General features: G+C 72.8%; 16 protein-coding genes. 14 read left to right on the top strand and 2 right to left on the bottom strand.

Going from position 1 to position 18,924, the window contains the following annotated elements; translation table 11 throughout:
* The first annotated feature begins 149 nt into the window (after positions 1-149).
* The 12 genes from aroQ to GIS00_RS21975 all read left to right on the top strand — a co-directional run bounded on the left by aroQ (position 150) and on the right by GIS00_RS21975 (position 14,738).
* Positions 150-611 carry a type II 3-dehydroquinate dehydratase gene (gene aroQ / locus GIS00_RS22030; protein ID WP_154770559.1) on the top strand — a complete coding sequence of 154 codons (462 nt, stop codon included), beginning with the start codon at positions 150-152 and terminating at the stop codon, positions 609-611.
* Between the two features lie 1,526 nt (positions 612-2,137).
* Positions 2,138-3,712 carry a tetratricopeptide repeat protein gene (locus GIS00_RS27010; RefSeq protein ID WP_196073403.1) on the top strand — a complete coding sequence of 525 codons (1,575 nt, stop codon included), beginning with the start codon at positions 2,138-2,140 and terminating at the stop codon, positions 3,710-3,712.
* Positions 3,709-4,731 carry an HAD-IIA family hydrolase gene (locus GIS00_RS22020; RefSeq protein WP_154770558.1) on the top strand — a complete coding sequence of 341 codons (1,023 nt, stop codon included), beginning with the start codon at positions 3,709-3,711 and terminating at the stop codon, positions 4,729-4,731. Before GIS00_RS27010 ends, GIS00_RS22020 begins: the two co-directional genes overlap by 4 nt.
* A gap of 370 nt (positions 4,732-5,101) precedes the next feature.
* A complete protein-coding gene (locus GIS00_RS22015) occupies positions 5,102-5,311 on the top strand; it encodes a hypothetical protein (protein ID WP_154770557.1) in 210 nt (69 codons plus the stop codon).
* Position 5,312: 1 nt separating this feature from the next.
* Positions 5,313-6,119, top strand: a complete 807-nt coding sequence (locus GIS00_RS22010; protein WP_322098293.1) for a TlyA family RNA methyltransferase — start codon at positions 5,313-5,315, stop codon at positions 6,117-6,119.
* Positions 6,116-7,003, top strand: a complete 888-nt coding sequence (locus GIS00_RS22005; RefSeq protein WP_154770556.1) for an NAD kinase — start codon at positions 6,116-6,118, stop codon at positions 7,001-7,003. The genes GIS00_RS22010 and GIS00_RS22005 overlap by 4 nt, the downstream gene beginning before the upstream one ends.
* Before the next feature lie 84 nt (positions 7,004-7,087).
* Entirely contained in the window at positions 7,088-8,875 is a 1,788-nt protein-coding gene (gene recN / locus GIS00_RS22000) for a DNA repair protein RecN (RefSeq protein ID WP_322098292.1), read from the top strand.
* Between the two features lie 138 nt (positions 8,876-9,013).
* Positions 9,014-10,183 carry a putative cytokinetic ring protein SteA gene (steA, locus tag GIS00_RS21995; protein WP_154770555.1) on the top strand — a complete coding sequence of 390 codons (1,170 nt, stop codon included), beginning with the start codon at positions 9,014-9,016 and terminating at the stop codon, positions 10,181-10,183.
* Positions 10,184-11,122 carry a copper transporter gene (locus tag GIS00_RS21990; protein WP_154770554.1) on the top strand — a complete coding sequence of 313 codons (939 nt, stop codon included), beginning with the start codon at positions 10,184-10,186 and terminating at the stop codon, positions 11,120-11,122.
* Between the two features lie 211 nt (positions 11,123-11,333).
* Positions 11,334-13,100 (top strand): CTP synthase, encoded by a 1,767-nt coding sequence (locus tag GIS00_RS21985; protein WP_154770553.1) that lies wholly within the window; start codon positions 11,334-11,336, stop codon positions 13,098-13,100.
* Positions 13,097-13,756 carry an NUDIX hydrolase gene (locus GIS00_RS21980; RefSeq protein ID WP_322098290.1) on the top strand — a complete coding sequence of 220 codons (660 nt, stop codon included), beginning with the start codon at positions 13,097-13,099 and terminating at the stop codon, positions 13,754-13,756. Before GIS00_RS21985 ends, GIS00_RS21980 begins: the two co-directional genes overlap by 4 nt.
* Positions 13,757-13,775: 19 nt before the next feature.
* Positions 13,776-14,738: a site-specific tyrosine recombinase XerD gene (locus tag GIS00_RS21975; RefSeq protein WP_154770552.1), complete on the top strand. Its 963-nt coding sequence runs from the start codon at positions 13,776-13,778 to the stop codon at positions 14,736-14,738.
* A gap of 25 nt (positions 14,739-14,763) precedes the next feature.
* On the opposite strand, the gene GIS00_RS21970 is transcribed toward GIS00_RS21975, so the two are convergent.
* On the bottom strand, positions 14,764-16,311 hold the full coding sequence (locus GIS00_RS21970) for a multicopper oxidase family protein (protein WP_154770551.1): 1,548 nt from the start codon (positions 16,309-16,311) through the stop codon (positions 14,764-14,766).
* A complete protein-coding gene (locus tag GIS00_RS21965; RefSeq protein WP_154770550.1) occupies positions 16,308-16,682 on the bottom strand; it encodes a hypothetical protein in 375 nt (124 codons plus the stop codon). Before GIS00_RS21965 ends, GIS00_RS21970 begins: the two co-directional genes overlap by 4 nt.
* Positions 16,683-16,872: 190 nt before the next feature.
* Here GIS00_RS21965 and GIS00_RS21960 point away from each other — a divergent pair, with 190 nt between their 5' ends.
* Together GIS00_RS21960 and GIS00_RS21955 are read left to right on the top strand one after the other, a co-directional pair.
* Entirely contained in the window at positions 16,873-18,063 is a 1,191-nt protein-coding gene (locus GIS00_RS21960; RefSeq protein ID WP_196073402.1) for a sensor histidine kinase, read from the top strand.
* Positions 18,060-18,791, top strand: a complete 732-nt coding sequence (locus tag GIS00_RS21955) for a response regulator transcription factor (protein ID WP_154770548.1) — start codon at positions 18,060-18,062, stop codon at positions 18,789-18,791. The genes GIS00_RS21960 and GIS00_RS21955 overlap by 4 nt, the downstream gene beginning before the upstream one ends.
* Positions 18,792-18,924: the final 133 nt, after the last annotated feature.

Raw genomic sequence — 18,924 nt, 5'->3', positions numbered from 1 at the left:
CCCGGGCCACTGGGTGGGAGAGTAGGACGCCGCCGGACAACCATTCACGAAAGAGGGGGAACCAACCCAGTTGGTTCCCCCTCTTTCGCATATCCGGGCCCGGATGGGTACCGTCGATCCTGTCGTAGAAGCTGACTCAGGAGGTTGTCATGACCGGGGTGCCCGGGGTTTCTCCGCTGCCCATCCTGGTCGTGAACGGCCCCAACCTGAATGTGCTGGGCACCCGGGAGCCTGAGATCTACGGCTCGGACACACTCGAGCGCATCGAACAGCTGTGTCGGGCTCGCGCCGCATCGTTCGGTCGCACGGTGGAGTTCGTGCAGAGCAACCACGAGGGCGTGCTGGTCGATCGCGTGCAGCAGGCGCGGAACTCCCACTCCGGCATCGTGGTCAATGCCGCCGGCCTGACCCACACGTCGGTTGTGCTGCGGGATGCTCTTGCCTTCACTGATCTTCCTGTCGTCGAGGTGCACCTGAGCAATGTGCACCGCCGCGAGGAGTTCCGGCACCACTCGTACCTGTCCGCCATCGCGGTCGGCGTGATCGTCGGTCTCGGCGCCCACGGGTACGTGGCCGCGGTCGAGTACCTGTGCGCGTCGTCCGCCGGCTGAACCTGCGGCCCCTGCATCACCGCACCGCCTGACCACTCACCAGCTGTGGTCTTCCGAAGGAGTGGAAGTACATGTCGACACCTGACGGTCCTGATCGTCGCCCCTGGTCGGATCGCCCGCGACGGGACGATCGCGACGATCGTGCCCGCGGCACCGGCGCCCGCTCCGGGCGCCCCCCGCAGGACCGCGACGCCAGGGGTGATCGCGGCCCGCGCCAGGATCGATCTGCCGGCGACTCGCGATCCCGTGACGGCGGGTTCGGATCCGGCCGCTCCGCCGGATCCTGGTTCGACCGCCCCCAGCGTTCCGATGATCGCCCGGCCCGGTCCGACGACAGGGGGCCGCGGTCGGACCGACCGTCGCGCCCGGACGACCGACCGCGACGCGACGGCGATCGGGTAGCACCTGACCGTCCGCGTCGCGACGGTGGTCGCGCAGGATCTGACCGTGCAGGGTTCGACCGTGGGCAGCGGGATGATCGACCTCGCCGGGACGACCGTGCCGGGGGAGGAGACCGACGGCCGGACCGCGGGGGCTACGACTCCGGCCGGTCCGGTGGCCGTGGTTCGTCGGACCGTCCGCAGCGACCCTGGCAGGACCGCTCTGATCGGGGCGAAGGTTCGCGACCCGAGGCGCGTCGCCCCTACTGGGAGCGCGGAGCTTCCGACGACCGCCCGTCGAACTCCGACCGCCCGGCACGTTCCTTCGGTGCTCGCGACGACCGGGTGCCCCGGGACGACCGAGGCGCCGGTCGCCCCCGTGGCGACTCCGACTACCCCGGACGGCCGCGCTCCCGTGACGACCGGACCGGAGCCGACCGGCCTCGCGGTGACTTCCGTGGCCGGGACGACCGGCCGCGCCGGGATGACCGCCCGCAGAGCGGTGACCGTCCCCGTTGGGAGGATCGCGGCCCCAGGACCGATCGTCCACGCGACGACCGGCCTCGAGATGATCGGGCGCGCTCTTACGGGGATCGTCCGCGCGATGACCGCTCTCGTGACGACCGCCGCGGCGGAGACCGCCCGGCCGGCAGCCGGTCCTACGGTGACCGCCCGCAGGGCGATCGGGACCGCGCCTCCGGTTCGCGTTCGTACGGTGACCGCCCGCAGGGCGATCGGGATCGTTCCTCCGGTCCGCGTTCGTACGGTGACCGTCCTCAGGGTGGACGCTCGTACGGCGACCGTTCCCGGGATGACCGGCCCCGCAGTGACCGTTCGTCCGGTCCGCGGTCGTACGGTGACCGCCCGCAGGAGGATCGCGCCCGACAGGACGGTCCTCGGGGTGATCGTCCTGACGGCGCTCGTTCCTACGGCGACCGCCCGCGGCCGGAACGCTCCGGGGAGGACCGACCGCGTTCCTATGGCGACCGCGCCCCCCGTTCGTACGGTGAGCGTCCGAGCGGCCCTCGTTCGTACGGTGATCGCCCGCGGGACGACCGTCCTCGCGACGACCGCCCGCGCTACCAGGACCGTGGTCCGGCTCGCGGCGGCTACCAGGATCGCGGGCAGGACGACGACCGTCGCCCGATGCGCCGGGAACCCGAGCGCGGTTCCCGGGTGCGGGAGGCGGAACTCGGTGAGCGTTGGCCGGAGATCCCGGAATGGGCGGACACCGCGGATCTCGACGCAGACGTGCGTCGTGACCTCCGCGGCCTGAGCAAGGAGGGCGCTGCCTTCGTCGCCGGGCACCTGGTCGCTGCCGGAACGCTGGCCGACGAGGAACCGGAGCTGGCGTGGAAGCATGCTCGCGCCGCCCGGTCCAAGGGCGGGCGCATCGCGGTGGTCCGGGAAACGGTCGGTCTGGTCGCGTACCGGGCCGGCGAGTGGGCCGAGGCCATCAGCGAACTGCGGGCAGCCCGCCGGATGGGCGGCGGCGCCGGTCATCTCGCGGTCATGGCCGACTGCGAACGTGCCCTCGGCCAGCCGGAGAAGGCGATCGAGCTGGCGCGTTCCGTGCAGGCCGGCGAGCTCGACGACGCCGGGGCCGCCGAGCTCCGGATCGTCGTGGCGGGAGCCCGTTCCGACCTCGGTCAGATCGATGCCGCGCTGGTGCATCTGGAGAGCTCTGGCATCAGGACCGATCCCGTGCACCCCTACAGCGCCCGGCTGTACTACGCGTACGCGGACCTGTTGCTGCAGGCCGGACGTCGTGACGAGGCGATCGAGTGGTTCCTCAAGGCCAACGATGTCGACGTCGAGGACGAGACCGATGCCGCGGAGCGCCTGACAGAACTGGCCGAGGGGCTCGACGTCGTCCCACCGGCGGTGGCCGCCGCGGTGGCTGCGGCGACGGAGGACGCCGAAGTCGTGGCTGATCTCGAAGGCCCGGTCGACACCGACGAGGCCATCGAAGATGTCGACGACTCCGGGGCCGTTGAAGAGGTCGACTCCGAGGAGCTGTTCGGCGGCGATCCGGAGTCCGACGAGGAGGAGGACGGCGACGTCGAGGACGTGGACGGCCCGACCGCCGAGGACACCGACGACACCGACGAGGATCTCGGCGAGGTCGAGTTGTCGGCGGACGCCTCCGCCGGTGATCTGGTGATCGACGACGAGGGCGATGAGGGCCTGTCCGCTGTGGCCGGCATCGTCGCGGATGACATCGACGATGACGACGACACCGAAGAGGACGAGGATCTCGACGAGATCGAGGTGTCGGTCGACGCCACCCCCGCCGTCGATCTGCTGATCGCCGAGGAGGCGGACGAGGCGGACGAGGATCCCTCCGATGTCGTGGATCTCGCTGTCCTAGGATCCGGGTCCGACACTGCCGAAGCCGGAGCCGACGCTACTGCCATCGACGGTGGGCTCGACGAGCAGACCTCCGACGCGCAGATCGCAGTCGAGGTGGTCGATTCCGGGTCGGGGGAGGCGGCGCCGGAGCAGTCCGCCCCGGCGGCATCGGGCGCGCGGAAGTCCGCGAAGAAGGCTGCGGCGCCGAAGACATCGGCCACGGCGAAGAAGGCTGCTTCCGCAACCCCGGCGGCAACGCCGTCAGCAGCGTCGGCCCCGCAGGAGCAGGTGCCCGCCGACGCAGCTCCTGAGGCGGAGGAACCGCCGTCGCTGTTCGGCCCGCTGTTCAGCGACGGCGACAACCGATGAGGAAGCCGCTGGTCGACGAGTTCGACGTGCTGCTGCTGGATCTCGACGGCACCGTGTACCTCGGTGGTCAGGTGATCCCGCATGTCCCCGAGTCGCTGGCCGAGGCTGCCCGGCGCGGTGCGCGGCCGATGTTCGTCACCAACAACGCATCCCGCAGCCCGGCGGACGTCGCCGGGACCCTGACCGGCATGGGCGTCCCGGCCGCGGCAGCCGATGTGCTGACCTCCCCGGAGGTGGCCGCCGCCATGCTGGCTGCGACCCATCCGGCGGGCAGTGCCGTCCTGGTGGTCGGTGCACAGGCACTTGCGGACGCCGTGTCGCACGTCGGACTGGTCCCGGTGCGGCTGGCCACCGATGCGCCGGTCGCCGTGGTCCAGGGCCACTCCCCGGACACCGGGTGGCGGGATCTCGCCGAGGCGTGCATCGCGCTCCGCGATCCGTCCGTCGACTGGGTCGCGAGCAACACCGACACCACGCTGCCGACCGACCGAGGCCTGCTGCCCGGTAACGGCTCGATGGTCGCTGCGCTGGTGGCCGCGACCGGACGTACTCCGAGGGTCGCGGGCAAGCCGAACCGCCCGTTGCTCGACGAGGGCGTCCGGCGGGCCGGCGCGAGCCGCCCCCTGGTGGTCGGCGACCGGCTGGACACCGATCTCGAGGCGGCCGTCACCGCGGGCATGCCGGGACTGATGGTGCTGACCGGCGTCTCGGGACCGGCCGACCTCCTGGCAGCGGTCCCGGCGCAGCGACCGACGCACCTGGCCTTCGACCTGCGCGGTCTGCTCGACCAGGGCCTCGTCGCCGAGATCGCCGACGTCGACGATCCGTCGCCGTGGACGGTCACGGTGCAGGGCGACGTGCTCGTCCTCGCCGGCGAGTCCGGTGGCGAGGCGGCGGCGGACCTCCGCGCCCTCGCCGCGCTGGCGCGGTCGGCCTGGGCATCCGGGATCACCGCGGTCCGGGCCGACGGCCCGTCAGCGGCGGCGACTCTGCAACGTCTGGGGCTGTCGGGCCCCTGAGCAGCACTCGACCTCAGAACCATCCGAGCCCGAGCCGACCAACTCGACTCGCAACCACCGGAGCCTGAACCGACCAGCTGAAGCCTGGAACAGCTCGAGCCTGGAACAGCTCGAGCCTGAAACTGCTCGAGGATGAACTGCTCGAGGATGAACAGCTCGAGCCCGAATCGCCCGGCCCTACCAGCTCGGACCGGCGCCGATCCGATGAGTGGGCGCCCTGCGCGTGGGCACCCGACCGGGTCCGGCCCGGGCGCCGGCCGATCCCGCCCCGCATCGATCCGGCCTGATCGCCGGATCTGCCGGTCCGGTGGGTAGCGTGGGCACCGCCCGGCAGCGCACACGGCCGGACCTGAACCGAGGAGCGAACGCGATGGATCCCCAGCGACCGGCGGCACCGGTCGTTCCGCCGCGCCCGGCGGATCCGCTGGAGACCGCGGAGCAGAAACTGCAGGAGCTGGGCACCGCCGATCCGCGGCAGCAGGTCGCGCTCTTCGGCGAGATCCACGTCGCGCTGGTGGCGGCCCTCGCCGGCACCGAGGTCGAGCGCCCGGGACCGCCCCTCCCCGGCCGGGGGCACTGACGTGCGTCGCGCCCGACTGGATGCGGAGCTGGTGCGGCGCGGCCTGGCCCGGTCCCGGGAGCAGGCCGCCGAACTGATCGCCGCCGGGCGGGTCAGCGTGCACGGCCAGGTCGCCGGCAAGGCGGCCACCGCGGTCGATCCGGGTGCTCCGCTGCTGGTCCGCGACGACCCGACCGACGAGGGCTGGGCGTCCCGCGGGGCGCACAAGCTGATCGGCGCCCTCGACGCCTTCCCCGATGTGCGGGTCGAAGGGCGGCGCTGCCTCGACGCGGGCGCCTCCACCGGCGGGTTCACCGACGTGCTGCTGCGCCGCGGTGCCAGCGAGGTCGAGGCGGTCGACGTCGGCTACGGCCTGCTGGACTGGCGGATCCGCAGCGACGACCGCGTCCACGTGCACGAGCGCACCAACGTCCGCACGCTGATGCCCGAGACCATCGGCGGGCCCGTCGATCTCGTGGTCGCCGACCTGTCCTTCATCTCGCTCTCGCTGGTGCTGCCGGCCCTGACCGCCTGCACCGATCCGGACGGCGACCTGGTGCCGATGGTGAAACCGCAGTTCGAGATCGGTAAGGACCGGCTGGGTGCCGGCGGTGTCGTCCGGGATCCGGCCCACCGGGCCGAGACGGTCCGGGGAGTGGCCGCGACCGCGGCCGGACTCGGCTGGGGGACCGCGGGTGTCGTCGCCTCGCCGCTGCCCGGCCCCAGCGGCAACGTCGAGTTCTTCGTCCACCTCCGCAGGGACGTCCCGGTCGACGCGGACGCTGTCGCGGCACTCGTCGACCGTGCGGTGCAGGAAGGTCCGGCATGACCCGCCGGGTGCTGCTGGTCGCGCACACCGGCCGGGCCGACGTCGCCGCGATCGCGCACAAGGTGTGGGAGCGGCTGGATGCCGAGGGCATCGGTCTGGTCGGGCTGGCCGACGAGAGCGCCGAGCTGGAGCTCACCGCGCTGCAGGAGAACGGCCGAGCCGCGGAGGTCGAGGTCGTCCTCGCCCTCGGCGGCGACGGCACCCTGCTGCGCGCGGCCGAGGCCGCGCGTCCGCTCGGCGTCCCGGTGCTCGGGGTGAACCTCGGCCGGGTCGGCTTCCTCGCCGAGGCCGACGTCGACACGCTGGACGAGGCCGTCGAGTCGATCATCCACCGGCACTACCTGCAACCCGGCGGTGTGACGGTGCGGATGACCGTGGACATCTCCGTCGAGTTCGAGGGCGAGATCATCGAGCGGTGCTGGGCGCTGAACGAAGTGAGCGTCGAGAAGGCCACCCGGGAACGGATTCTCGACGTCGTGGTCGAGGTCGACGGTCGCGGGGTGTCCGCCTTCGGCTGCGACGGCGTGCTCTGCGCGACGCCCACCGGGTCGACCGCCTATGCCTTCTCCGCCGGCGGCCCGATCATCTGGCCGGAGGTCGAGGCCTTGCTGGTCATCCCGTCGAACGCGCACGCGTTGTTCGCCCGCCCGCTGGTGGTGTCGCCCGAGTCCACCGTCACCGTCCATCTGGACCCGGACGGGCACGGCGCCATCCTGGCCTGCGACGGCCGGCGGATCCACGAGGTGCCCAGCGGTGCCCGGGTCCACGTCCGGCGCGGCGATCGGCCGGTCACCATGATCCGGCTCGGTGATCAGCCGTTCAGCGACCGGCTCGTCCGCAAGTTCGCCCTGCCCGTTCACGGCTGGCGCCAGCAGCGGCACTGACCCGCACCCACAGAGCCGAGGGGACACGCCCGTGTCCGGCCTGTCGTTTCGAACGGACGTGCGCCTACCCGGTAGCGTGGTGCCGTGCTCTCCGAACTCCGCATCTCCGGCCTCGGTGTCATCGACGACGCCGTCCTGCTGCCGCATCCAGGGCTGACGGCGGTCACCGGCGAGACCGGCGCGGGCAAGACGATGGTGGTCACCGCGCTCGGCCTGATCACCGGCGGCCGGGCCGACTCCGGCCGGGTGCGGACGGGCGCCGACCGCGCCGTGGTGGAGGCCAGGGTCGAGGTCGCGCCCGACCACACCGCCGCGCAGGTGGTGGAGAGCGCCGGCGGTCACCCGGACGACGACGGCTCCTTCATCCTGATCCGCACGGTCACCGCGGACGGCCGGTCCCGGGCCCACGCCGGCGGCCGCTCGGTGCCGCTGTCCACGCTGACCGAGATCACCGACCCGGTGGTCGCGGTGCACGGTCAGTCGGAGGCGATTTCGCTGCTGCAGGCCGGCCGGCAGCGGGCGGTGCTCGACCGGTACGCGCAGTCGGACACGCTGCTCGAGCGCTACCGGACGGCCCGTGCGCAGTGGCAGGCGGCCACCGCGGAACTGCAGGACCGCACCGCGCACGCCCGGGAGCGGGCACAGCGCGAGCAGCTGCTGCGGATGGGCGTCGGCGAGATCGACGCGGTGGCACCGCAACCGGGGGAGGACGTCGAACTGGTCGCCGCGATCAAACGCCTGGAGAATGCCGACGCGCTGCGCGCCGCCGCCGCCGACGCCCGCGGCCTGCTGTCCGGCGACGCGGTGGAGGACGTCAATGCCGTGCAGCTGCTGGAGACGGCGCGCAAGCAGCTGGAGTCCACGGGCGAGGCCAGGCTGGTGGAGTGGGCGACCAGCCTGCACCAGGCGGCCGCGGTGCTGGTCGACGTCGGCTTCGAGCTGTCCAGCTACCTCGACGAGCTCGACGCCGATCCGGCCGCCCTGGAGCAGATGCTCGCCCGCCAGGCCACCCTGCGCTCGCTCACCCGGCGCTACGGCGCCGACGTCGATGCCGTGCTGGCCTGGCGCGCGGAGGCCGACCGCGAGCTGGAGCTGCTGGACAGCTCGGACGAGGCATTGGCGGCCCTGCAGCAGAAGGTGCAGGACACCGCCGAGCGGACCGCCACCGCGGCGACCGTGCTGTCGGCCCACCGGGCGAAGGCGGCCGCACGGCTCGGCGGGAAGGCCACCGACGAGCTGGAGCACCTGGCCATGGGCCGGGCCACCCTGCGGGTCGCGGTCACCCCGCGGCCGGCCACCGCCGACGCCGAGCACGCGCTGCTGGTGGACGGGCAGTGGTGCCACGCCGGGTCCGGCGGCATCGACGCGGTGGAGTTCCTGCTCCGGTCGCACTCCGGGGCACCGGAGCTGCCGATCGCCAAGGGTGCGTCCGGCGGTGAGTTGTCCCGGGTGATGCTCGCGGTCGAGGTCGTGCTGGCCGATGCCGACCCGGTCGGCACCCTGGTGTTCGACGAGGTGGACGCCGGGGTCGGTGGCCGGGCGGCCACCGAGATCGGCCGGCGGCTGGCGCAACTCGCCCGGACGCACCAGGTCATCGTGGTGACCCACCTGGCGCAGGTCGCCGCCTTCGCCGACCGGCACGTCGTGGTCGACGCTGCCGAGGACGGCGCCGTCCGCATCTCCAGCCTGCGCGAGGTCATTGCCGAAGACCGGGAGGCCGAGCTGGCCCGGATGCTCGGCGGCACCGACGGCAGCACCGCCCGGGCGCACGCCGCCGAACTGCTGGAATCAGCGGACCTGCCGGCACCGGTGGCGGAGAAGGCCACCGTCCAGGCGCGTCGGGCGCCGCGGAAGAAGGCAGCGGCGCACTGACCTGCCCGGCCCCTGTACTCACCGGCCCAGCGTGCTGACCGGCCGCTGATCACGGATCACCTTCCGTGATCGGACTCTTTCCGCGTGTCAGGGCTGTGCTGCGCGGAATCGGGGCCTCCTGGTGCCACCATCGGTCCCATGAAACTTCTGTCACGCCAGTCACGCGCGTTGCCAGGAGTCACAGGCGTCGCACGGGTGTCGCGACGCAGTGACACCCTGCTCGGCCGGGTCGGCAGCAAGGACATCGTCGTTCTGGACCAGATCGACATCGACCGCGCGACGGCCGATGCCCTGGTCAAGGCGGATGTGCTGGCCGTCGTCAACGCCGCACCCTCGATCTCCGGCCGCTACCCGAACCTCGGTCCGGACATCCTGGTGAACTCCGGGATCATCCTGATCGACGAGGTCGGCGACAAGATCTTCACCCGGCTGAAGGACGGCGGGAAGATCCGGATCGACGGCGGCACCATCTACGCCGGCGAGGAGGTCGTGGCCGAGGGGATCGAGCAGACGCCGGACAGCGTCGCCGATCTGATGATCGAGGCCAAGGCCGGCATGTCCGCGCAGCTCGAGGCGTTCGCCGCGAACGCCATCGAGTACATGAAGCGCGAGCGCTCGCTGCTGCTGGACGGCGTCGGCATCCCGGACATCAGCACCCGGATCGCCGGTCAGCAGGTGCTGATCGTCGCCGAGTCCGCCGACACCAAGGCCGAACTCAAGTCGCTGAAGAAGTACATCTCCGACTTCCACCCGGTGCTCATCGGTGTCGACGGCGGCGCGGACGCGCTGCGCGAGGCCGGTCACAAGCCGCATGTGATCGTCGGCAACCCCGAGCGGATCGGGAACGACACCCTGCGCAGCGGTGCCGAGGTGGTCATCCCGGCCGACATCGACGGCCACGCACCGGGTCTGGAGCGACTGCAGGACCTGGCGCTGGGCGCGGTCACCTTCCCGGCCTCCGGCACCCCCGAGGACCTCGCGCTGCTGCTGGCCGACGCCAGCGACGCCGCGCTGATCGTCACCGCCGGCATGCACACCACGCTCACCGACCTGCTGGACCGCGGGCAGGGCAACGCCGCGTCCACCTTCCTGGTCCGGATGCGGGTGGCGAACAAGATCGTCGAGGCGCCCGCGGTCGCCCGGCTCTACAAGGCGCGCATCTCCTGGTGGGTGGTGGCGCTGCTCGCGGTCACCGCCCTCGTCGCGGTCGCCGCGGCACTGCTGCTGTCCGACGTGTCGGGCACCTACATCGATCTCGTCAAGCAGTGGTGGAACGAATTCGTCACCTGGGTCAAGGGGCTGTTCTAGATGATCTCCATGCGGTACCACATCGTCTCGCTCGCGGCGGTGTTCCTCGCGCTCGCCCTCGGCATCGTGCTGGGCGCCACCAAGATCTCCTCGCCGATCCTCGGCGGGCTGCAGAGCGAGACCACCACGCTGTCGGCCGAGAAGGACGAGCTCACCACCGAGAACGCCTCGCTCGCCCAGCGGGTCACCGGTGACGAGACCTTCGCCGGTTCCGTCGCCAACCTCGCCGTCCGCGGCACTCTGCCGGATTCCACCGTGGTGCTGCTGACCACCAGCGACGCCGACCCCTCGGACCGGGACGCGATCCTGTCGCTGCTGGCCCGCTCCGGCGCCAAGGTCACCGCGCAGATCCAGCTGACCGCGGCCTTCACCGATCCGTCGCGGTCCTCGGAACTGGCCTCGCTCGCCTCCCGGTCGCTGCCGGCCGGCGCGAAGCTGCCGGAGTCCACCGACACCGGTGCGATCGCCGGCGGTCTGCTCGGCTCGGTGCTGCTGACCGACAAGGACGGCAAGGCCACGGTCAAGGCCGAGGAGGCCACCGCGGCGCTGTCCGCCTTCGCCTCCGCGGGCTTCCTGCAGACGACCGGCACCGTCACCGCCGGTCGCCTGGTGGTGCTGCTCACCGGTGCCCCGGCGACCGGTGGCGTGGAGACCGACAAGGCGACCCTGCTGGCCGATTTCGCCGCCCAGCTCAAGTCGTCCTCGGGCGGCGTGGTGCTCGCCGGGCGGCAGGGCTCGGAGACCGCCGACGGCGCCGTGGGCGCGGTCCGCGCCGACACCGCGGCCAGCTCGCTGGTCACCACCGTCGACAACGTGGACACCGCCTCCGGCCGGCTGGCCACCGTCCTCGGCCTGGTCGAGCAGAACGGCGGCGGCGTCGGCCGCTACGGCTTCGCCGGCAACGCCCAGGCGCAGATCCCGGCCCTCGCGGTCGGCTGACCGGCCACACCGGACGAACCACGCACACGCACCACCCGCACGACGCGCGCGCAGGGCCCGGACGACACCGTCCGGGCCCTGTTGCTGTTAAGGTGAAATTCCGTGGAGCGATCCGGAATCCGATGCCTTCCCGTACGGGTGAGCCGGGGATCGACGATCCTGCGACCGGTGCCATCCGCTCGCAGCTCGCAGCGATGACACGGGAGCAGACTTGCCGCAGCAGGCGCGCACGACCAAGCACATCTTCGTCACCGGCGGTGTGGCCTCGTCCCTCGGCAAGGGCCTGACCGCCTCCAGCCTCGGCCGGCTGCTGACCTCGCGCGGACTGCGGGTCACCATGCAGAAGCTCGACCCGTACATCAATGTCGATCCGGGCACGATGAACCCGTTCCAGCACGGTGAGGTCTTCGTCACCGAGGACGGCGCCGAGACCGACCTGGACATCGGGCACTACGAGCGGTTCCTGGACCGCGAGCTGTCCGCGGACGCCAACGTCACCACCGGCAAGATCTACTCCCGGGTGATCGCCCGCGAGCGCCGCGGCGAATACCTCGGCGACACCGTCCAGGTCATCCCGCACATCACCAACGAGATCAAGGAACGGATCATCGCCATGTCGGCGGCGGTCCGCGCGGCCGGGGATCCGGGCGGTGGGCCCGCCGTGGCGCCGGACGTCGTGATCACCGAGATCGGTGGCACCGTCGGCGACATCGAGTCGCTGCCGTTCCTCGAGGCGGCCCGGCAGGTCCGGCACGACCTGGGCCGGGACAACGTCTTCTTCCTGCACGTCTCGCTGGTCCCGTACCTGGCGCCGTCGGGCGAGCTCAAGACCAAGCCGACCCAGCATTCGGTGGCCGCGCTGCGGAACATCGGCATCCAGCCCGACGCGCTGGTCTGCCGCTCGGACCGGGAGATCCCGGAGGCGCTCAAGCGCAAGATCTCGCTGATGTGCGACGTGGACGCCGAGGCGGTGGTCGCCACCCCGGACGCGCCGTCGATCTACGACATCCCGAAGGTGCTGCACACCGAGGGCCTGGACGCCTACGTCGTGCGCCGGCTCGGGCTGTCCTTCAAGGACGTGGACTGGACGCTGTGGGGCGACCTGCTCGAGCGGGTCCACCACCCGCTGGAGACGGTGCGCATCGCGCTGGTCGGCAAGTACATCGACCTGCCGGACGCGTACCTGTCGGTGACCGAGGCGCTGCGAGCCGGCGGGTTCGGCAACCGGGCCAAGGTGGAGATCGTCTGGGTGCCCTCCGACAGCTGCGAGACCGCGGCCGGCGCGGCCGCGGCGCTGGCCGACGTGCAGGGCATCCTGATCCCCGGCGGCTTCGGTGTGCGCGGTATCGAGGGCAAGATCGGCGCGATCCGGCACGCCCGGGTCAACCGGATCCCTTTGCTGGGCATCTGTCTCGGCCTGCAGTGCGTCGTCATCGAGGCGGCCCGGCACCTGGCCGGCCTCGGCGGCGCCAACTCCGCCGAGTTCGACGTCAACGCCGCCGACCCGGTGATCGCCACCATGGCCGACCAGACCGATGTGGTCTCCGGCGCCAAGGACATGGGCGGCACCATGCGGCTCGGTGCCTACCCGGCGAAGCTGCGCGAGGGCAGCCTGGCTGCCGAGATCTACGGTGGGGTGGCGGTGTCCGAGCGGCACCGGCACCGTTACGAGGTCAACAACGCCTACCGGGACCAGCTGGAGGCGGCCGGTCTGCGGCTCTCCGGCATCTCCCCGGACAGCTCGCTGGTGGAGTTCGTCGAGCTCGACCGCGACGTGCACCCGTTCTACATCGCCACCCAGGCGCACCCCGAGTTCAAGTCTCGCCCGACCCGCCCGCACCCGCTGTTCTTCTCCTTCATCCGGGCCGCGCTGGACTACCTGGAGTCCGAGCGGCTGCCGCTGGACGGCCCGGACGCGGCGGCTGCTGACAACCCGGCGACCTCCGGCGACGCGGTGACCTCCGGCTCGCACTCGTGATCGACGAACTGTTCCGGGTCGTCTCGACCCGGCGGGCCTTCGACGGCCGGGTGGTCCGGGCCCGGGTGGACCAGGTGCAGATGCCCGGCGGGCAAACGGCGGCCCGCGAGGTGGTCGAGCACGACCGCGCCGTCGCGGTGGTCGCGGTCGACGGCGACGGGCCGAACCCGGACGTGGTGCTGATCCGGCAGTTCCGGCACCCGCTGCGGCGCCGGTTGTGGGAGCTGCCGGCCGGGCTGATGGACGTCGACGGTGAGGCGCCGCTGGCCGCCGTCCAGCGCGAGCTGGCGGAGGAGACCGGGCTGGCGGCCGCGCACTGGTCGGTGCTGGCCGAGATGGCCGCATCGCCCGGGTTCACCGACGAGGTGGTGATGATCTACCTCGCGACCGGACTCACCGACATCGGGCGGCAGGGCGAGATCGCCGACGAGGAAGCCGATCTCGAGATCGTCCGGGTGCCGCTGGCGGACGCGGTGGCGGCGGTGCTGGACGGCCGGATCGTCAACGGCGCCGCGGTGGCCGGACTGCTGGCCGCACGGATGGTGCTGTCCGGCGAGGCCACCGCCCGACCCGGCGATGCCGGCTGGGGTGCCGGCGCACCGCTGACCGCGGTGGACGCACCGGTCGGTGACGCCCCGCCGTTGGGCACGGCCTGACCATGACCCCGGCCCGGGTATGACCGCGGTGCCGGTGCCGGCCGGGCCCGTCGGGGATCTGGACCGACACCTGCGCGGCTACCTGGACCATCTGATGGTCGAGCGCGGGTCGGCGCGGAACACGCTGCTGTCCTACCGGCGCGACCTGGAGCGCTACACCGCGCACCTGGCGTCAGCCGGCGTCGGATCGGTGACCGACGTGCTGCCCGCCCACGTGTCGGGTTTCCTGCAGGCGATCCGGGAGGGCGACGAGGAGCACGTGCCGCTCGCGGCGTCGTCGGCGGCCCGCACCCTGGTGGCCGTCCGCGGCTGGCACCGGTTCCTGCTGGCCGAGGGGATCACCGGCACCGATCCGGCCCGCGACGTGCACCCGCCGCGGATCGGCAAGAAGCTGCCCAAGGCCCTGCCGACCGGCACCGTTGCGGCGATCCTCGACGCGGCGGCGGGCCAGGACCCACGCGGGCTGCGGGACCGGGCGCTGCTGGAGTTCCTCTACGCCACCGGCGCTCGCATCTCCGAAGCGGTCGGGCTGGACCTGGATGCCGCGATCGACGCCGAGAAGACCGGACTGGTGCGCCTTTTCGGCAAGGGATCGAAGGAGCGGGTGGTCCCGGTCGGGTCGTTCGCGGTGCGGGCGCTGTCGGCCTACCTGGTGCGCGGCCGCCCCGACCTGGCCCGGGCGGGGCGGGGCAGCGCCGCCGCGTTCCTCAACGTCCGCGGGGGCCGGCTGTCCCGGCAGTCGGCCTGGCAGGTGCTCGCCGATGCCGCGGACCGCGCCGGGGTCGGCGGCGAGGGTGCGTCGGTGTCCCCGCACACCTTGCGGCACTCGTTCGCCACCCACCTGCTCGAGGGCGGCGCCGACGTCCGGACCGTGCAGGAACTGCTCGGCCACGCCTCCGTCACCACCACGCAGATCTACACGCTGGTCACCGTGGACTCGCTGCGCGAGGTGTACGCGACGAGTCATCCGCGGGCCCGCTGACGTTCCTTGATGTTCGGAAAGATGTTCAGACGACCGTGAAGTCGGCCATCATCGCCATGTCCTCGTGCTCGAGGTTGTGGCAGTGCAGGACGTACCGGCCGCGGTACCCGTCGAACCGGACGACCACCTGCGCGGTGGCGCCCGGCAGCAGGTCCAGGGTGTCCTTCCAGCCCTGGTCCGGGTCCACCCGGCCGTCGGCGCCCAGCACCTGGAAGTGGGCCAGGTGCAGGTGCACCGGGTGGTGCAGGTCCGTGGAGAAGCGCCAGATCTCGGTGGCACCGAGTCGCGGGGTCGCCACGTCGCCGGCGCCGAACGGCAGGCCGTTGACCGTCCAGACCAGTGCACCGGTCCCGGGATCGCCCATGCCGTGACCGGAGTGGGCCATCGAGTCGCGGGCAGCGGAACCCCCGGTCGTGCGCTCCAGCCGGAAGGCGAAGGTGCGCACGGCCTCCGCGCGTGCCGGGTCCAGGGGCTCCGGGCGGGACAGCGTGTCCGGTACCCGGCTCTCGTCCCGGCCCGCCCGGACCACCCGCAGCAGCAGCACCTCGCCGGCCGGTCCGCGGTCGAAGGTGTTGCGCAGCACCACGTCCGTCCCGACCGGATAGCGACCGAGATCGACGATCACATCGGCTCTCTCGCCGGAGGCCAGGGTGATCCGGTCGGTGGGCAGCGGGTGGCCGAGCAGGCCGCCGTCGGTGCCGATCCGGACCAGTCCGGCGCCGCCCGGCGGCGGCGGGTCGAGCTCCAGTTGCAGGCGACGGGCGTTGCAGGCGTTGAGGAGTCGCAGCCGGTACCGGACCGCTGCGGCCTCGTGCACCGGCGACGGCACCCCGTTCACCAGGAGCACGTCGCCGATCACCCCGCCCATGAACGCCTCCTGGACCCCGGGGACCGCCGGATCGCTGCTGCGGGCCGGGTATTTCAGCTGACCGTCGGCGTCGAAGGCCCGGTCGCAGAGCAGCAGGGGCAGCTCCTGCTCGCCGGCCGGCAGACCGAGATCACCCTCCTCGTCATCGGTGTGCAGGACGTGCCCGGCCAGCCCGCGGTAGACCTGCGGCCCGGTGAAGTCCATGGTGTGGTCGTGGTACCAGAGCCCGGCCGCCCGCTGCCGGAGCGGGAAGTCGTAGCTGCGCACGGTGCCGGGACGGACGAGATCCGTGGGATAGCCGTCGGAGTCGGGCGGGGTACGGCCGCCGTGCAGGTGCAGCACGGTCGGCCGGTCGTCGTCGTTGTGCAGGCGCAGCCGCAGCGGGCGGCCGCGCCGGGTCCGGATCGTCGGACCGGGGAACAGGCCGTCGTAGCCGGTGATCCGGGTGGTCACCCCGGGCAGGATCGACGCCGGCGCAGACCGCACCCGCAGGTCGCACACGTCGGTCGGGCCGTCGGTGAGCAGCCGGGCCTCCGGCGGCACCGTCAACGGCAGGGTGAACCGCGGTGGCAGCGGGAGGTCGCTGCGCAGCAGGGTGCCGGTGGAGGTCTGCGGGCCGAGTGGCAGGAACGGCAGGCCGGCGACCGCGCCGGCCGCGAGCGCGGCACCCGCGGCGCCGAGGAACTGGCGCCTCGACACGGTCATCGCCGTGCACCCCGGCCGGCCCGCCAGGACCAGCACATCAGCACCGTGGCCGACGCCACGATCGCCACCCCGAGCGGCAGGTGCACGCCGAGGTTGCGCTCGTAGCCGGCGGCGAACTGGCCGAGGTAGCCGATCAGCAGCAGCACCGACGCGACCATCGGCACCGGTGAGAAGCGTCCGGGCCGGACCACCATCACCGCGGCGATCACCGTGCCCAGCACCAGCGGGGCCAGCAGCCCGGCGAGCAGGGCATGGACGGACAGCGCCCCGAACTCGCCGCCGAGGAACAGCCCGGCCAGCAGCGGCTGGGCCCAGACACCGGCGGTGAGCAGCGTCGTGCACACCCGCAGCGGCCAGAGCCAGCGTGGCACCGGCGGTCTCGGGATGGTCGTCGGGGGCGAGGGTGGGAGTCTGTCCACCCGAACGAGTCTCGGGCGGCGGGCGCCGCTGCGGATCCGCCGGGGGACCCGACCGCCTACGCCCGTCGGCGTACCCACCGATCCCACCGGATACGCAGGTGGGCGGATGCCCACCCCGGCCGGACTTCCTATCCTGGACCGCATGACCGCGACCGGCCGGGACCTGCGACCGCGCTGGATCGACGCCGCCTTCGCCGTGGTGCAGTCAGGCGTACTGGTGCTGGCCATGGCCGCCCGGGTCGAGTCCGGGGACCGCGGGCCGGACGCCGTCGGTGTCACGATCTGTCTGCTGCTGGGGGCGGTGCTGCTGCTGCGCCGCCGCGCGCCGCGGGTCGTGCTGGCCGCCACCCTGGTACTGCTCGCCGTCTACTACACCGCGCAGTACCCGCCGGTCGGCATGGCGCTGCCGATCGCCGGCGCGCTGTTCTCCGTCGCGGAGGTCGGTCGCTGGCGGCTGGGTGCCGCGACCGGGCTGGCCATGCTGGTGGTGTCGGTGGTGGTCCGGCTGGCCGAGGGCGAGGACGCGACCCAGTTGCTCGCCTTCGACACCGCCCCGCAACTGGCGCTGATCGTCGCGGTGCTGGCACTGGGGGACACCGTGCGGTCCCGCCGCCGGCTGCGGGCCGACGCACGTCGGCAGGCGGAGCGGGCCGAGGCGGACCACCGGCGTGACACGGCGGCCAGGATCGGGGCCGAACGGCAGGCCGTCTCCCGCGAGGTGCACGACGCACTCGCGCATTCGCTCGCGGCCATCACCGTGCAGGCCGATCTGGCGCTCGAGTCCTTCGACGACGACCCGGCGGTCGCCAGAACCGCGGTGCGCGAGATCCGCACGGCGGGCCGTGCCGGACTGGCCGACGTCCGCCGCACCGTCGCGGCGCTCCGGGGCGGCGGTACCGCCCCGACCCCGGGGATCGACGGGCTGGACGAGTTGGTCGGGACGGCGGGTGCCGGTGGACTCCGGGTGCGGCTCTCGGTCGACACCGGGCCCGGTGTGCTGCCTGCCGCGGTCGGTGCCGCCGTGCACCGCATCGTCCAGGAGGCGCTGACCAACGTGGTCCGGCACTCGGCCGCCGCCACCGCGGAAGTGGAGTTGCGGCGGGTCGGCGGGGTGCTCGAGCTGCGGATCACCGATCCGGGCCCGGCGCGCGCGACGGGCACCGGATCCGGGTTCGGCCTGGTGGGCATGCAGGAGCGGGCACACCTGCTCGGCGGGACCTTCCACGCCGGCCCGACCGGGGAGGGCACCTTCAGGATCGACTGCAGCCTGCCGGTACCCCTGCCTGATCCGGCTGGACCGGTCGACCCGCTGCCCGCGGGGGTCGGCCGATGACCGGCGGTGCGGGCACGCCGATCCGAGTGGTGGTGGTCGACGACCAGCCGCTGGTGCGGACCGGGATCGCCGCGCTACTCGGCCGGTCGGCGGACATCGTCGTGGTCGCCGAGGCCGCCGACGGTGCCGCGGGCGTCCGGGCGATCCGGGAGCACCGCCCGGATGTGGCCCTGATGGACCTGATGATGCCCGGCACCGACGGCGTCACCGCGATCCGGGAGATCGCCGGATCAGGGCTGCCGTGCGCGGTACTCGCGCTGACCACCTTCGACACCGATGAGCTGGTGTTCGGTGCGCTGCGGGCCGGCGCCGTCGGCTTCCTGCTGAAGGACACCGCCCCGGACGAGCTGCGGGCGGCGATCCGGGCCGCCGCCACCGGGCAGGGCACGCTCGCACCGGCCGTCACCTCCCGGGTCATCGCCGCCGCGACCGCTGCGCCGGCCGCGGACCGCTCGGTGCTGGCCGGGCTGACCGAGCGGGAGATCGAGGTGCTCGCCGAGGTCGGGACCGGCGCCGGGAACGAGGAGATCGGTGCCCGGCTGTACATGAGCGGCGCGACGGCCCGCACCCATGTCGGCCGCATCCTGTCGAAGCTGCAGGTGAGGGATCGCGCCGGATTGGTCGTCGTGGCGCACCGGGCCGGGCTGGTGCCGGCACCCGCCGATCCGGCTCCCGGCCGACCCGCCGCGCACCGGCGCGTGTTGGAGATCGAACCGGACGGCACCTAGTCTGGAGCGAAGGTCGTCGGGATGACGACCCGGAGCAGGGGAGCAGCGGCAGATGAGCGCACCGGACGACGCGGAGTGGATCACCGCGGCCGGGGCTCCCCGCCCACCGGACCACCGCTCCTCGGCCGGGACT

This window comes from Nakamurella alba, assembly GCF_009707545.1.
Classification (GTDB): domain Bacteria; phylum Actinomycetota; class Actinomycetes; order Mycobacteriales; family Nakamurellaceae; genus Nakamurella; species Nakamurella alba.
The sequence above is the reverse complement of the archived record's forward strand: the minus strand, read 5'-3'. Positions and strand labels throughout refer to the sequence as shown.